The sequence below is a fragment of the Rummeliibacillus sp. JY-2-4R genome (assembly GCF_053847205.1).
The window spans coordinates 1468106-1483284 of record NZ_CM132623.1 but is presented as its reverse complement, the minus strand read 5'-3'; the positions used below and the strand labels follow the sequence as shown (position 1 = coordinate 1483284).

At 36.3% G+C, this 15179-nt stretch carries 13 protein-coding genes and 1 pseudogene; 2 read left to right on the top strand and 12 right to left on the bottom strand.

Annotated elements, in window-relative coordinates; all coding sequences use genetic code 11:
• Window positions 1-134: 134 nt before the first annotated feature.
• The 4 genes from ACWV26_RS07160 to ACWV26_RS07145 form a co-directional block, all read right to left on the bottom strand.
• Window positions 135-749 (bottom strand): LysE family translocator, encoded by a 615-nt coding sequence (locus ACWV26_RS07160; RefSeq protein WP_455897666.1) that lies wholly within the window; start codon window positions 747-749, stop codon window positions 135-137.
• Window positions 750-1235, bottom strand: coding sequence for an Lrp/AsnC family transcriptional regulator (locus tag ACWV26_RS07155; protein ID WP_455897665.1), 486 nt, complete (start codon window positions 1233-1235; stop codon window positions 750-752).
• A 658-nt stretch (window positions 1236-1893) separates the two neighbouring features.
• Complete coding sequence (locus ACWV26_RS07150) at window positions 1894-2229, bottom strand: hypothetical protein (RefSeq protein ID WP_455897664.1); 336 nt, start codon at window positions 2227-2229, stop codon at window positions 1894-1896.
• Between the two features lie 128 nt (window positions 2230-2357).
• Window positions 2358-2885, bottom strand: a complete 528-nt coding sequence (locus ACWV26_RS07145; protein WP_455897663.1) for a DinB family protein — start codon at window positions 2883-2885, stop codon at window positions 2358-2360.
• A 541-nt stretch (window positions 2886-3426) separates the two neighbouring features.
• Between ACWV26_RS07145 and ACWV26_RS07140 the strand changes: the two genes are divergently transcribed.
• Complete coding sequence (locus ACWV26_RS07140; protein ID WP_455897662.1) at window positions 3427-4890, top strand: phospholipase D family protein; 1464 nt, start codon at window positions 3427-3429, stop codon at window positions 4888-4890.
• Window positions 4891-5090: 200 nt separating this feature from the next.
• Here ACWV26_RS07140 and ACWV26_RS07135 read toward each other — a convergent pair.
• The 7 genes and pseudogenes from ACWV26_RS07135 to ACWV26_RS07105 form a co-directional block, all read right to left on the bottom strand.
• A pseudogene (locus ACWV26_RS07135) lies at window positions 5091-5527 on the bottom strand (hypothetical protein).
• Between the two features lie 237 nt (window positions 5528-5764).
• A complete protein-coding gene (locus ACWV26_RS07130) occupies window positions 5765-5935 on the bottom strand; it encodes a hypothetical protein (protein ID WP_455897661.1) in 171 nt (56 codons plus the stop codon).
• Window positions 5936-6207: 272 nt separating this feature from the next.
• Entirely contained in the window at window positions 6208-7887 is a 1680-nt protein-coding gene (locus tag ACWV26_RS07125) for a long-chain-fatty-acid--CoA ligase (RefSeq protein WP_455897660.1), read from the bottom strand.
• A gap of 100 nt (window positions 7888-7987) precedes the next feature.
• Complete coding sequence (locus tag ACWV26_RS07120; RefSeq protein ID WP_455897659.1) at window positions 7988-9169, bottom strand: lipid-transfer protein; 1182 nt, start codon at window positions 9167-9169, stop codon at window positions 7988-7990.
• A gap of 42 nt (window positions 9170-9211) precedes the next feature.
• The gene (locus ACWV26_RS07115; protein WP_455897658.1) at window positions 9212-9982 is read right to left on the bottom strand and encodes an SDR family NAD(P)-dependent oxidoreductase; all 771 of its coding nucleotides are present in this window, start codon (window positions 9980-9982) and stop codon (window positions 9212-9214) included.
• Complete coding sequence (locus ACWV26_RS07110) at window positions 9966-11192, bottom strand: CaiB/BaiF CoA transferase family protein (protein WP_455897657.1); 1227 nt, start codon at window positions 11190-11192, stop codon at window positions 9966-9968. The genes ACWV26_RS07115 and ACWV26_RS07110 overlap by 17 nt, the downstream gene beginning before the upstream one ends.
• Window positions 11193-11218: 26 nt before the next feature.
• Window positions 11219-12373 (bottom strand): acyl-CoA dehydrogenase family protein, encoded by a 1155-nt coding sequence (locus ACWV26_RS07105; RefSeq protein WP_455897656.1) that lies wholly within the window; start codon window positions 12371-12373, stop codon window positions 11219-11221.
• Window positions 12374-12574: 201 nt separating this feature from the next.
• On the opposite strand from ACWV26_RS07105, the gene ACWV26_RS07100 reads away from it, so the two are divergent.
• The gene (locus tag ACWV26_RS07100) at window positions 12575-14293 is read left to right on the top strand and encodes a sigma 54-interacting transcriptional regulator (RefSeq protein WP_455897655.1); all 1719 of its coding nucleotides are present in this window, start codon (window positions 12575-12577) and stop codon (window positions 14291-14293) included.
• Between the two features lie 76 nt (window positions 14294-14369).
• Here the strand turns inward: ACWV26_RS07100 and ACWV26_RS07095 are convergent, their stop codons facing one another.
• On the bottom strand, window positions 14370-15158 hold the full coding sequence (locus ACWV26_RS07095; RefSeq protein WP_455897654.1) for an enoyl-CoA hydratase/isomerase family protein: 789 nt from the start codon (window positions 15156-15158) through the stop codon (window positions 14370-14372).
• Window positions 15159-15179: the final 21 nt, after the last annotated feature.

The window sequence follows — 15179 nt, the reverse complement described above, 5'->3', positions numbered from 1 at the left end:
GTGGAAGATCGTTATTCAACTAAAGCTACCCGTTACTTTAAGTAAGTACAATATTTCACAATCTTTCTTGTGGAATAACGAAAAAAGCGACCTCCACCTAATAGAATCACACCTCGTTGAACAATAGTCACTCATTAACCCACCCCAATTATTAAACCATATAAGCCAAACAATAATAATATTAAGCCCGAAATACGATTAACGAAACTTAAAGAAAAATTTTTCATGCGGTTCGCAACTATTCCTGCTATGCTACTTAGCAATAGCCACCATAATGCTGAACCTAAAAATACTCCTAACACTAAAATTAAGCCAAGTGTCGTTGTATAATTATTTATAATTCCGAGACCTGAAAAAATGGCAATGAATGATAAAATAGTTACTGGGTTAGTTATAGTTAAAAAAAAGGTAGATGCGTAAGCTGTAAAAGGTTTGTTACCTTTTGCTTTAGCTGATTTATTAGAAGGTCTTGAAAAGAATATTTTTACGCCCAAGTAACATAAGAAAATACTACCAATAAAATGAAGCCAAAACTGCTGTCCAATTAAAAAATTAGTAATAAGTGTCAAACCAAGACCAGCAATTAAACCATATAACGCATCTGCTGTTGCAGCTCCTAAACCAGAGACAAATCCAACAAACCTACCATGCTCAAGTGTTCGACGAATACATAAAATCCCAATTGGTCCAACTGGAGCAGCAATACTGAACCCAATAATAAGTCCCTTAATTAACATTTCCCCGAACATTTAATCTTCACCTATTTTATTAAATTTATCTTTTTGCAGTGGGATACGAAAAGTTTCTTTTGTTGTATCTATTACAATTGTTGTTTTTGTTCTTAGTACGCCAGCAAGACTTTTAATTTCATAACTTATTACTCTGTCTAAATCCTTTGTATTTCGGCAACGAATTTTCAATAAATAATCGTCTTCCCCTGCAATATGATGACATTCTTGCACTTCATCTAAATCTGTGACAAGTTGAAGGAAATCTTCCCTGTATTTTGGTCTTTCTAATGAAACTGTTACAAATGCAGTACACTCTGTCCCTACGCTTTCACCATTTACTATTGCCCCAAGCTCTTTAATTACTTTATTGCTAAATAAACGATTAACACGGTCTGCAATTGCTGGAGCAGATAATCCAATTTGAGAAGCTAATTCAGCCCAAGTAACCCTTCCATTTGTCATTATCGCCTTAATTATTTTATAATCGAAAGAATCCAATCTCATATTCCTTTCTTTATAAAGTTTTAATTATTATATTATTTATAAAATAAATACTCAATTATTTTTGTTGGAATTATAAAAAACGGGTATATTCTTTGTTAAATAAATAACGTCCTAATTAATAATGATTAGGACGCCCTTCTTAATTATTTATTCAATTAAATGGCCCGTTTGTTGAATAAGAGATGAAGACGATTCCTCAACTAGTCCGCCCCTTTGTTGAAGAATGAATGAAATAGGCTACCTTTGAATGTAACTTTAGCAAAAGTAGTGTTAAATAAACTTTCAATGTAATTACAAAAGAAACGAAAAGATCCTAAACCCTTGTAATACATGAGTTTGGCGCATTATCTTTAATTAAAAATATCAAGTTAACGTGCTGCTACGGGATCAGTTAGGACACAATGATATTAAACCAACCTCCCTTTATACGAATATGGCAAATAAGGATAGTGAAAAAATCTTAAATAAAATGGATCAACATCGAAATAAACAGTAAATAATGATTATTAATAATTTTATTTAAGTCAAGAAAATATCTAAAATTGTTATGTATTAAACAACTGAAATATGGTCACACATTTTATTCTGAAAAAGAGAGGATAGATGAACAGCTGAAACGCCTGTATTCATCTGTCCTTTTTGTACTGATTTTGGAGAATCAATAATACATTGCGATGTGAAATTTATCCGTATCTTTACCAAAAAACATACAATTTACACTTTCCCCTGCATAACCAGGTATTCTAACCGTTAACTCTTTATAAGCGTCTGAATATTGGTAGAAAATATCCCTTGTTTTATCTCCTGATCTATTTAAGAACGGAAAGTATTGAAACTTATCTAGGCTAATTTCAGGATACTTTCCCTTGCCCTTACCTAGTTGTACAATTTGGCTAAACCTTTCAACCGCATTGAACCAACCGATAATAAACGCTCTTTGTCCTTTTTTGCTCTGTTTTATTTCATTGAATAACCATTCAAAATCTTTCTGCATTTCTTTCCAATTTGCACTACTGCTTAGTGTTTTATTTGTATTACCACTCTTATAATTTCTAGGTAACTTTACTTCAATTCTAAAATCCTTAGATTTAACTAAAATATCGTTACCTCTTTCTACTTTTGCTAATGCTCAATAACTTTTATTTTTTGTTTAGCGAAGTCCTTTTCAGGCAGACCCAATATATCTGTATTTTTAGGAATATGGCCAAGTAGACGAAGCATTGCTACAATTTGCCCTTTATGATGCGATTCATGGGTGATTGAATGGAATAGTAATTGATGGGGCGTTTTTCTTATAAAGCCACTCCCCGCTTTCCAAGAAGGTTCTTTTTCGATAAAATCATCAAATCTATTTTTAAATTGTTCAAATACGCTCTCTACATATACATCTGCTTGTTTAAAATAGCGTTGAATATCATCTAATTTCATATTTTCAATTACTTCTTTGGTAAATAAGGGTGTTGATGTTTCTGAAAGTACAAAGGAACCTAACCAAGCATGATAGCAGCCTGCAACATGAACTAAAGAATCTCTTATACTTTGAGAACCAAATTCAAACTTTTTAGTAAAGTCATCTCCATTTAATTCTCTACATTGGTCTAATAAAATCTGACGTGTATGTTTTACCCATTCATATTCTAGCTTTTCCATAGCATCATCCACCCCCCTTTGAAATAAGTTAAATTTTTCCTTTTAATATACACCAACTTACACTATAATTCCATCTAATTTGTTTTTTAGCTCTTCAACAATATAGTCCTATTGCTGAAAAAGACAAAATTCATCTACAAGAATTGCGCCGGATTGACTTTGTAATTGTTCTTCAACTCAGTAAAAATCCAGTAGTTTATTATGCTAAAATAATTAGTAAAATTGAATTTAAGAGAGGATTATTCCTTTTCCACGGCCCTAAACACCTTATTTTAAGCTAAAAGCAAACTTTCATTAAGTTCACTGATACTACATAATGTCGAAAATACCTTTTTAATTCTTTCTCCATCAAAGTAAAAAGACATTTCTACATTATTTCTATATAATTTCTTCCCAAAAATAACAGGACTCCTATCCATAAATTTGTAAGTTTCCCCTGGTTTAGAAATAACCAGTCCTTTAAGTCGTAAATGCAAGCTACCACTGTTTAACTTTGCTTGTCCACGGGAACTAAAAATACAAGAGTATGGGAGGAATTTCAATGAAAAAAGTTCAGAAGAAATGGAACAGCTGGATTCTCAGAAATAAAGTTATAAGCGCTCTTATACTTCTTTTTATTTTGCTATATATAGGAGAAATATTATGGCATACATATAAACCGTTGCCGGAAGGCATTTCCTATGAAGGAGACTTGCATAGAACAGACAATATTGAAATGCTAACGGATTTAACTTATGCGCAGGACCAAAAAGGGACCAATCGGAAACATGAGAATCATATATTTGATGAAGTTTATACATTGATTGATGAAGCCGAACAGTTCGTGGTGGTGGATTTCTTTTTGATGGATGGGTATTTCGATGAAAAAGAAAATTTCCCGCCAATCGCGAATATCCTCTCTGACAAGCTTGCCGAGAAAAAGAAAAACAATCCCGATATGCCGGTTGTTTTCATCACCGATCCGCTAAATAAGGGCTATGGCTCCTATGAAACCCCGTGGTTCAAGAAGATGCGTGAAGCCGGGGTAGAAATTGTTTACACCGATTTAGAACAACTGCGGGATTCCACGCAGATTTATTCAGGCTTATACCGATTAATTTTTCAATGGTTCGACCACGACGACAAGGGATGGATTACCAACGCCATGTCAAGCAAAGCGCCAAAAATGACCTTATCTTCCTATTTGGAACTGCTCAACGTGAAAGCCAACCACCGCAAAGCGGCCGTTTCGGAAAAGGAAGCGATTATCACATCATCAAACCCGCATGATGCAAGTGGCTTCCACGGAAATCTTGGTTTTAAAGTAACGGGGCCCGTCCTAAACGATATTCTGGAGGCAGAAGAAGCGGTGTCGCTCATGTCGGATGGTCCCAAATTGCCGAGGGCTGATATGCCCCAGCAAGGTAACGGCCAGTATGCTGTACAATATTTGACCGAGAAGAAAATTTTGGACGCCTTGCTTGAAGATCTAGCGGCGACAAAAGCAGGAGATAAAATTTGGATTGGCATGTTCTTTATTGCCCAGCGTGACATTGTCAACATCTTAACAGATGCAGTAAACCGGGGCGTGCAGGTGAATATGATTCTAGACCCAAATGAAAACTCATTCGGCCAGAAAAAGTCCGGTCTGCCGAATCGACCGGTTGTGAACGAGCTGCTTGAGGATACAAACGAACAAATCAACATTCGCTGGTACAACACCGTAGTCGGCCAATACCATACAAAAGCCATCTGGATTCAAACAGCGAAACAAACAATCATTTCAAGCGGTTCTGCCAACTATACGGAACGAACATTGGAGAATTACAACCTGGAAAATAACGTACGCATCCTCGCTCCAAATGATAGCGCGCTCGCCTTAGATATGGAACGATATTTTAAACGGCTTTGGAAGAATGAAGATGCCCTCTACACTCTTGATGCGGAAGAATATCAGGATAACCTTTCCTGGTGGCAGCGCTGGATTTACACGGCTCAAAAAGCAGCCAAGATAACCACTTATTAACGAAAAAAAAGAGATGCCTCCTATTTGAATGTGGCATCTCCTTTTTCCCTCCCTGAAACATCTCTATATGTATATAAACCTTCAACAAGTAGAGTGTTAAATCCTTGTTATCAACATACGTTAATTTAAGATTAATCCTTTACAATTTCATTTATTATTCTATTTAAATACATGAAACCGTTCCTCAACAATCTGGTACGTTAACAGAAAAAGGCGATATTCTTTATTGAAGAATTGCGCCCGTTTGTTAACAAGATATTATTTTTTAATTCGTATGTCTTTTCAGGTAATTCAATTAAATCAACATTAAAATTATCGATTCTAAAAGTTATTTCACCAACTCGTTTGTCCTTTTCCTCACCAACAACTATAAAGTTCAAAATAATCACCTTTTTCAAGATAATTATCCATAATATCACATAATGCAATTAGCTTCTTTTTCGATTCAGCACACGTACTTTGGTTCATATATTCAGAAATTTCAAATTCCCCAATCACTTGATACTTCATAAACAAAAAGTGTGGTAAATTGGTATTTTTTCACGTTTCGTTTATTGTAAACGTTCGAAAAACAATCTTCGATATACATTAAATCATTATATTCATCACTAAGTGGGATTTCTACATTGCAACCAATATAACTAGCTAAAACTCATTTAAATACCCCCTTCACTTTCTTAAACTATTCTGTCCAATAGTTTAAGTGTAAACCTTCATAATATCTACTTTGCTTTAAAATGTTATTCAACAATCTGGCCCGATTGTTGAATAACAGCTAAAGACTATTCTTCAACTAGTCCGCCCCATTAGTTGAAGAGAGAATGAAAAAGGCTACCTTTGAATGTTACTTTAGCAAAAGTAGTGTTAAATAAACTTACTCCTCCAATTCTTTTTTCATCTCTTCTAGCTCTTCAATTTGTTCTTTTGTAAGTTGGATTAATTCGGCCAATTGTGCATCTATTAGGTTAGAAGACTGAAGTTGTTTTAAAGTTTCTTTTGAATCTGCTAGCATCATTTCAATATTTTCTCTTTTTAAAATTCCCATTTGCTTTCACCTCAATTACAATATTTTTACTTAGAGCTTATATAACAAAAAGTTTTCCTTTTGTAGAAACTGTTGGGGTAATAAGTTTTCTTTATTTTTTACACAAAAATATAAGATTTCCTTTGATGATCTCAATACAATACCCCTACGCTGTTGTGATCCATGAAATCATGTAACATACTTTTGAGATTATAACATTTATTCTATAAAGAAAAAAACCTTCTAACTTTGATTAGAAGGTTTTGAATCGGGAAGATAAATTAGAAATGTAATTACTCTACAACTTTATCCCCAGCATTAATATAAAACTTCTCATATATCTTAACAATTTCTTTCTTATTAAACTTCCCTACACTAGTCTTTGGTATTTCACCAATGAATAGGATTTGATCTGGAATCTGCCATTTTGAGAACTTTTCACTCAACAGTTCTTCAATTTCTTGTCTTGGTATTTGTTTTTGGTCTTTTGTTACGACAAGTGCTAATGGCCGTTCTTGCCATTTTTCGTGAGGAATTCCAACAACAGCTGCTTCTAGAACTTCTGGATGTCCCATAATGGCATTTTCTAAATCAATCGAGGAAATCCATTCACCACCACTTTTTATGACATCTTTGATTCGGTCAACGATTTTCAAATAGCCATTTTCATCAATTGTTGCAACATCTCCACTTCGCCAGTAGCCATCTTGGAAATTACTTTCTGTGCCTGGCGCATTATAATAAGAACCTGTAATCCAAGGTCCTTTCACATATATTTCACCTACAGAAACACCATCATGAGGCACATCGGCACCTGTTTCAGGATCAACTATTTCAAGGTCAATGCCCGGAACGGGCGTACCTTGTTTCCTTTTTATATCCCACATTTCATCTTCAGATAACCTTCCTCTTAATGTAGGGTTTAATCGATAATTAATCGCCACTAACGGTGTCGTTTCCGTTGCCCCATAAGCATGGATAATTTCTGCTCCTGTTAAGTCTTTAAATCCTTTCATCAAGGAAATCGGTGGTTCTGTTGCTCCTGATAAAAATCTTGCACTACTCAAATCCGGTTTTTGTTCTAGCGTTCGAATATAATGCAACATTGGTAAGAAGATAGAAGGTGATCCCCCAGATAACGTCACATTTTCTTCTATCATCAAATCAACTAAAGGTGCTGTATCTTCTGCCGAATAACGTCCTGGGAATATCATTTTCGCGCCCATCATCGTTGCAGCTTGAACAAGCCCCCAAGATTGAGAATGGAACATTGGTACAATTACCAATAAACAGTCATGACTATTAACATTGACCAATGATGAGAGGGCTAAGGTGTGTAGGTAAATATTTCGGTGTGAAAAATAGACACCTTTAGGTTTTCCTGTTGTTCCTGATGTGTAGGCTGCACTATAGGCAGTGGTTTCATCAATTTCTGGCCAATCATAATTTGCCTTCTCTTTTGCTACTACATCTTCATAATGATATACAGGAGACAAAGTAGTTTCAATTTCATCAAGCGGTTTGTCGCTCATGATGATAAAACCTTTTACTGTATTTAAGCTTGGTAAGATTGCTTCAGCAACTGATATTAAAGACTCATCAACAAAAATATAGCTTACTTCACTATGATTTGCTACATAAGCGAGGTCTTCTGTTGAAATACGTAAATTCATCTGGAGAAGAGTTGCCCCTATACCCGGAATAGCAAAATATAATTCAAAATGGCGATGGGTATTCCAATCGAGTACACCTATTTTCTCCCCTGGTTTAACGCCTAATTGGTTTTCTAGGAAGTTAGCAATTTTAGACATTCTTGTGAATGCGTCTTTGTATGTGTAACGAATGACTTGATCCTCTTTTTTGAATAGTATTTCTTGGTTTGGATAGTTTCGAACTGCGTGCTTAATCATTGTTGTAGTGTTTAATTGATAGTCATTCATAGAAGTCGATGGGCATCCTTTTACAAATCTCATAGGTTTTCCTCCTCGGCTTATCACAATTTAATGTTCACGGTTAACGCAGTGTCTTTACATCTTTAATAATTTTAATATCATCATCACAATCCTAAATTTCTTAGATCACTTTCTCATATAACGTCACAACACAAGCACCACCAAGCCCCAAGTTATGTTGTAATGCGATTCTTGCTCCTTCTACTTGGCGATTTCCTGCGTCTCCTCTTAAGTGCCAGACTAATTCTGTACATTGAGCTAAGCCTGTAGCGCCAAGTGGATGGCCTTTTGACATGAGGCCACCTGAAGGGTTCACCACGAATTTGCCACCATACGTATTGTCTCCCTCATTGATTAATTTGCTTGCTTCACCTTCAGCAGCAAGTCCTAATGCTTCATACGTTATAACTTCGTTTGGAGTAAAACAATCGTGAAGTTCGATGACATCAACATCATCAGGTCCAATACCGGATTTTTCATATACTTCAGATGCTGCACGCGCTGACATGCCTGCACCCACTAGATGGATATTATCATTAATACTATCCTGAGTGTCTGTTGTCATAGATTGAGCGACAATTTTGACTGCATGATTGATACTATGTTTTTTGGCAAATTCATCACTACATACAACGACTGCTGCAGCTCCACAAGTTGGAGGGCAAGCCATAAACCTTGTCAATCCAGGATATACAACGGGAGCATTCATGACTTCATCTAGTGTTAACTCTTGTGTAAATAAAGAATACGGATTATTAACCGCATGTTTTCTTGATTTTAAAGCGACTTTACCGAAGATATCAGCATTCGCATCATATTTTTTTAGATACTCTAAACCTGCAGCGCCAAATACTTTAAGTGCAACTGGACCATCTGGCAATGCAGGGTTTAATGCTCCAAATCTGTCGTAAATCCATTGGAATGGTGATGTTCGATCTGTCCAGTTATCACCAAGTGCTCCTGGTTTCATTTCTTCAAAACCAAAAGCTAACACACAGTCACAAGCACCCGATTCTACTGCCTGGCGAGCCATATAGAGTGCGGTTGATCCAGATGAACAATTATTATTAACATTGATAATCGGAATCCCTGTCATTCCAACTTTGTAAAGTGCTAATTGTCCACTTGTGCTATCACCATATACATAACTTGCATAGGCTTGATTTACCTCCGTTAGATCAATACCCGCATCTGCAAGTGCACCTCGAATTGCTTTTGATGCCATGATTTCATACGGTTCATTTTTTCCCGGCTTTTCAAATTTCACCATGCTAACACCTATTACATTTGCTTGGTTTGCCAAATTAACCCCTCCTATAAATAGATTAATAGATTCTAAAAAGACTTATCTTGGTGATAAACGAACACCGCCATCTAATCGAATGACTTCACCATTTACATACTCGTGTTCCATGATGAATGTTGCGAGATCCGCATATTCATACGGGCGTCCTAGTCGTTTTGGGAACTCTACACTCTCACCTATTTTTTGAAGCACTTTTTCAGATAATTGACCTGCCATTGGGGTTAAGAACATGCCTGGTGCGATAGCCGCTACTCGAATACCAAACTCAGCTAAATCTCGAGTAAGTGGTAGTGTCATACCAACAATTCCGCCTTTACTTGCACTATAAGCTGCTTGCCCCATTTGCCCATCAAATGCAGCTGCTGAAGCGGTATTAATAATAACCCCTCTTTCGCCAGAGTCTGTTACGGGTTCGTTGTTTTTCATTTCATTCGCTGCAAGTCTTAAGACATTAAACGAACCAATTAAATTGACGTTAATGATTTTCGTGAAATTTTCTAGTGCCATGACACCTTTTCTACCAATTGTTTTTGCCGGTGTCCCGATACCTGCACAGTTCACACATACATGAATGGCGCCGAAAGCATCGATTGCTTGTTGAATACCTTTTTGAACTGAATCCTCATCCGCTACATTAACAAGTGCAAACTGAACATTCCCCCCATAATTTGCTACAGCTTCTTTTCCTCTTTCTTCATTGAGGTCAAAAATAACAACTTTTGCTCCTTTTTCTACTAACTTAGCTACTGTTGCTTCTCCTAAACCAGATGCACCACCTGTCACAATTGCCACTTTATCTTGTAGATTCATTTTGCAACAACTCCTCTATGTTAATTTGATTTCCAAAAGTCCCAAGACTTGCTAACCTTTTAATGGTTTCTCGATCAATCCCTGATTCCTTCAATATTTCTACGGAATGCGTTCCAGTCTGAACACCTGCAAATTTGTATTCTGCAGGTTGTGTAGAGAATTTGATTGGTAAGGCAATTTGACGTTGACTGCCACCATCTTGTTTTGGCACTTCCACAACCAATTGTCTTGCTCGAATTTGTGGGTGTTGAACAGATTCAGAGAATTTCAATACTGGCTCTATACATCCATCAAAATCTTCTCCAAGAATTTCTAGCCACTCATCAAAAGTTTTTTGTTTAAAAGTCCTATTTAGAATTTGTTTAAATTTCTGCTGTTCTTTATGATTTTCGCTACTACTAAATTGAATCAGGCTAGGATCTCCTATAACGGCACATAGCATTTTTTGAAATGGTAATTCCAAGCTTCCCACTGAAAAATAGCGATGATCTTTCGTTTCATAGTAGTCATAAAATTGACCACCATTTAATAGTAAAGACTCCGCTTCCGGTTCGATATCACCTACTAGATAACCGGAGCCGTACATCGCATTCATCGCAAAAACAACATCTGTAATACTTAAGTCAATATATTGTCCTTCACCTGTTTTCTCTCGATGGTAAACTGCAGCTAATATCCCGATAATGCTTGGGAGTGATCCCCCTGCAATATCTGCTACTTGTATACCTGCGGGCACTGGTGGTTGATTTTTTCTAGAAGAGTAGGAGCTCGCACCAGCAATTGAAAGATAATTGATATCATGACCTGCCCGTTCTTTAAGTGGACCCGTTTGCCCATACCCTGTAATGGAACAGTAAATGACTTCTGGATTAATTTCCTTTAATTTTTCATAGCCAATACCTAATCGCTCCATGACACCAGGACGGAATTGCTCCACCACAATGTCATACTCTTTTACTAATTGAAAAATGATCTCTTTTGCTTCATCATTTTTCAAATCCAATGCAAGTGAACGTTTTGAACGATTAATATGACTGAACGCTGCAGAAAGTTCACCATCCATTGGCGGCAGATATTTTGTTAAATCTTCTCGATTTGGCGCTTCGATTTTCAATACATCTGCCCCCATATCTGCTAACATCATGGTGGCAAATGGACCTGGCAAAAGTGTTGTGAAGTCTAAAATTTTCAGTCCCGATAAGATGCCCACACTATCCTCCTCCTAGTTTACAAATTCTATTTTCCTAGCACATCCTTACTAATAATCTCTTTCATAATTTCAGATGTTCCCCCATAGATTCGTTGCACTCTAGCATCTGTATATGCTCTTGAAATTGGATATTCTTCCATGTATCCATAGCCTCCAAATAGTTGTAAACAGCCATCCGCAACTCGACCTTGTGCTTCAGTGGACATTAGTTTTGCAATACTTGCATCAGCAGTCGATAACTCATTGTTTTCCAACTGTTCTATACATTGATTGACATATGCACGATTGACTTTTGCTTCTGAAATCATTTCTGCGATTTTATGGCGAATGACTTGCAATTTACTAAGTGGTGCACCAAACGCTTCCCTCTCATGGAGGTATTTCACCGTTAATTCAAGAGCGCCTTCCATTGCACCGCATGCACCAACTGCAAGAATCGTTCTTTCTCTTGGCAGTTCCTTCATCAATGTGATAAATCCTCGATCTAATTCTCCTAACACTTGGGATTTAGATACGACAACATCCTCAAAAAACAGCTCAGAAGTATCAGCTGAATGGAGCCCAATCTTCTTTAGATTTTTGCCTTTTGTTAGTCCTTTACTGTTTGCATCGACGATAAAAAGTGTGATTCCTTTTGATGCTGGGACATTTTGATTGGTTCTAGCTACAACGACAGCGAAATCAAAATGTTGACCATTTGAGATAAATGTTTTCGATCCATTGATCACATAGTCTCCGTCTTTGTTTACATTAGCCGTTGTCTTTATACCTTGTAGGTCACTTCCTGCTCCTGGTTCTGTCATCGCAATTGCACTAACTAATTCACCCGTCGCCATTTTAGGTAAATAAGATAGCTTTTGTTCTTCCGTACCTGAATTTAATATATAATGTGCACAAATATTGGAATGAACCGCGAGATTTCCAGAAACAGAGTTATATCCAAGTCGACTAAATTCATCGATAATACTTGCTGAAAAAGGTAGGGGTGCACCTAAACCACCATATTGTTCAGGAATATCCACACAAAGTAGACCAGCTGCCCCTAGTTTTCTCCATAACTCTTTTGGCAAGATCCCCGCTTCCTCCCATTTACTGTAATGCTCTTCAATTTCTTTTTTGGCAAATGCTTCAATCGATTTTTTAAATAATGTAATTTCCTCTGCTATTGCAACTGATTTCATCAAAACTCCTCCTAACCTATCATTCTCACCAACTACCTCTTACTATTGCAAAATACATGCCAACATTAATTTTTTGAATTTTAGAGGTTTTCAACAATGAATGTGTAAATAATAGATAACAGAAGTATGTAAATTGTAAACAAAGTGCTGTTAACGCTTACTTTTTTTTAAAACGTTAAGAGATGAAAGAGGTGGATGAATTTGTTAGTAACGGATTTAATGACAACTGATTTTCTTTGTTGCACACAAAATCAGACTTTAAGAGAAGTTCTTCCAATGTTTACACAAACGCATTCTAATATACTTCCAGTAGTAGATGAATCCCATAAATTGATTGGCATCATTACCAAAAATAAGATTTTCCAATTAATAACTAAGAATCCTTCAATGGAAATTACCATTAACGAAATTTATCATAAGTCACCAATCTATTTACACCCAACGGATGATCTTGAAGATACAAGAACATTGTTGCTCAAACATAATGTAGGTCATGCTCCAATCGTGGATGATCATATGGTTCCTATTGGTGTCATCTCTACGAAACAATTATTATGGTCTTATAATGTTGTCTATAGCCAATTGACTTCTATGCTTGAGGTTGCTTATGATGCGATTATTCTGATTGATCATAAAGCAGAAATTTCAATGGTCAATAAAGGTTTTACAGATTTGTTCGGACTCACAATTAAGGATGTGCTGAACAAATCAACGAATGAAATTTCCCCCGAATTAGGAATTGAAAATGTCATTAAAAGTGGACTTGGCGTTCACAATTCACCACAACTAATCAATGGAAGGCAAACCCTTATTACTATTTTGCCGATTAAAGAAAATGGCCAAATAATTAGTGCAATCTGTAAAATTACCTATCGTGGATTACCCCATTTACATGAGGCTTTATCAAAAGTGAAAAGACTCGAAAAGCAGCTTTCGGATTATCAAAATGAAATCAATGAAATGAAAGGAACCAAATATACTTTTGTTGATATTGCCGGTGATTCGGACGCTATTTCTAAAGTGAAACACGAAGCCCTTTTAGCCGCCAAAAGCATGTCAACAGTATTAATCATCGGAGAAAGCGGTACAGGGAAGGAGTTATTTGCACAAGGAATTCATGCAGCTTCAAAGCAAAGAGGTACCTTTGTTGAAGTGAATTGTGCTGCGATTCCCGCTGAACTACTGGAATCCGAATTCTTCGGCTATGCAGATGGTGCATTTACGGGTGCAAAAAAAGGGGGAAAGAAGGGAAAATTTGAATTAGCTCAAAATGGCACGATTTTCTTGGACGAAATTGCTGAAATGCCACTCCCGCTTCAGACAAAGCTATTGCGTGTGCTGCAAGAAAAAGAGTTTCAACCAATTGGTAGCTCAAAAACAATCCATCTCAATACGAAGATTATTGCTGCCACGAACCAAAATATCGAAGAGCTAGTAGCTGAGGGCAAATTTAGAGAGGATCTCTATTATCGATTGAATATTATGCGATTGAATATTCCTCCACTAAGGGAAAGAATGGAAGATTTACCTGTCATTATTCAAACCATTATAAATCGACTCAATCAAAATGGCTTTTATATTCGAGGGGTTACACACTCCACAATCACAAAGCTGATGAAGCATTCTTGGCCTGGTAATGTACGGGAATTACAAAATGTATTAGAAAGAGCTGCTAATATTAAGTCTAGCGATTATATTGATGAAGAGCATATTATGGATTTTACCCCTGTTTTAAAGGAAGCAAAAATCAAAGAAAAAACAACTACTAATTATAAAGACATGCTAGATTCTACAGAAAAAGATCTTATATTGGCGGCATTAAAAGAAGCAAATGGCAATAAAACAAAGGCAAGTAAAATATTAGGGATAAGCAGACCATGGCTATATTCGAAAATGAAGAAATATAAATTAAATAACTAGATGGCAAAATAAAAGATATTCAGAATGTTACATCCTGAATATCTTTTGCTTATCATTTGGTAAAATTTTACTAAATTTAATACCCCTTAAATTCAGGCGTTCTTTTTTCGGCAAATGCTGCTAATCCTTCTTGGCAATCATATGAGCGAAGATGATTTTTTAATGTTAATTGTTCTTGTTTTAAGGCGATATCTAATGGCTGAACTTGTCCATCATTTGCCAGTTTTTTCATTTCTCTTAAAACTAGCGGACTCTTAGTAGAAATTTTATCTGCTAATTCCTGTACCGTCGTTTCTAGCAAATCATGCGATACGACTTTTTGTACTAATCCATACTCTTGCATTTCTTGTGCGGTGATAAATTCACCTGTAAATAACAAATATTTTGCACGGTTCATTCCGATTTTCCGAGGTAATCTTACAGCTCCACCACCACCAGGAATGACGCCAAAATTTGCATGTGCATCTGCAATCTTTGCTTTTTCAGAAGCAATAACAATATCAGCAGCCATGGTGATTTCTAATCCCCCTGCTGCCGTAATCCCATTTAATGCAGCTATTATTGGTTTTGGAAAATGATTAAGTTTTGCAAATGTATCTTCTGCCAAATCTAATAATCCTTTTTCACCATCAGGCTTTTTTTCTAAATCACTTAATATGCCTTTTAAATCGGCACCTGCACAAAAAGCTCTACCTTTACCTGAAATGACTACCACTCGTGTCTGTTCATCATGTTCGGCATCTTGTAGTGCTTCTAATAATTCAACCACTAACCTTTTCGATAATGCATTCAATTCATCCGGACGATTCAGATAAATCCAACGCGTTTGCTTCTTTTGTTCGACTAATATTTGTTCAAAAGCCATAATAACAACTCCCCTCTTTCC

What these genes read in the sequence shown, in the direction of transcription:
- ACWV26_RS07145 (WP_455897663.1), bottom strand. Translation starts at nt 2,885, where the DNA reads ATGGAAAAGCTAGAATATGAATGGGTAAAACATACACGTCAGATTTTA.
- ACWV26_RS07140 (WP_455897662.1), top strand. Translation starts at nt 3,427, where the DNA reads ATGAAAAAAGTTCAGAAGAAATGGAACAGCTGGATTCTCAGAAATAAA.
- ACWV26_RS07130 (WP_455897661.1), bottom strand. Translation starts at nt 5,935, where the DNA reads ATGGGAATTTTAAAAAGAGAAAATATTGAAATGATGCTAGCAGATTCA.
- ACWV26_RS07160 (WP_455897666.1), bottom strand. Translation starts at nt 749, where the DNA reads ATGTTCGGGGAAATGTTAATTAAGGGACTTATTATTGGGTTCAGTATT.
- ACWV26_RS07115 (WP_455897658.1), bottom strand. Translation starts at nt 9,982, where the DNA reads ATGAATCTACAAGATAAAGTGGCAATTGTGACAGGTGGTGCATCTGGT.
- ACWV26_RS07155 (WP_455897665.1), bottom strand. Translation starts at nt 1,235, where the DNA reads ATGAGATTGGATTCTTTCGATTATAAAATAATTAAGGCGATAATGACA.
- ACWV26_RS07105 (WP_455897656.1), bottom strand. Translation starts at nt 12,373, where the DNA reads ATGAAATCAGTTGCAATAGCAGAGGAAATTACATTATTTAAAAAATCG.
- ACWV26_RS07125 (WP_455897660.1), bottom strand. Translation starts at nt 7,887, where the DNA reads ATGAGATTTGTAAAAGGATGCCCATCGACTTCTATGAATGACTATCAA.
- ACWV26_RS07095 (WP_455897654.1), bottom strand. Translation starts at nt 15,158, where the DNA reads ATGGCTTTTGAACAAATATTAGTCGAACAAAAGAAGCAAACGCGTTGG.
- ACWV26_RS07150 (WP_455897664.1), bottom strand. Translation starts at nt 2,229, where the DNA reads ATGCAGAAAGATTTTGAATGGTTATTCAATGAAATAAAACAGAGCAAA.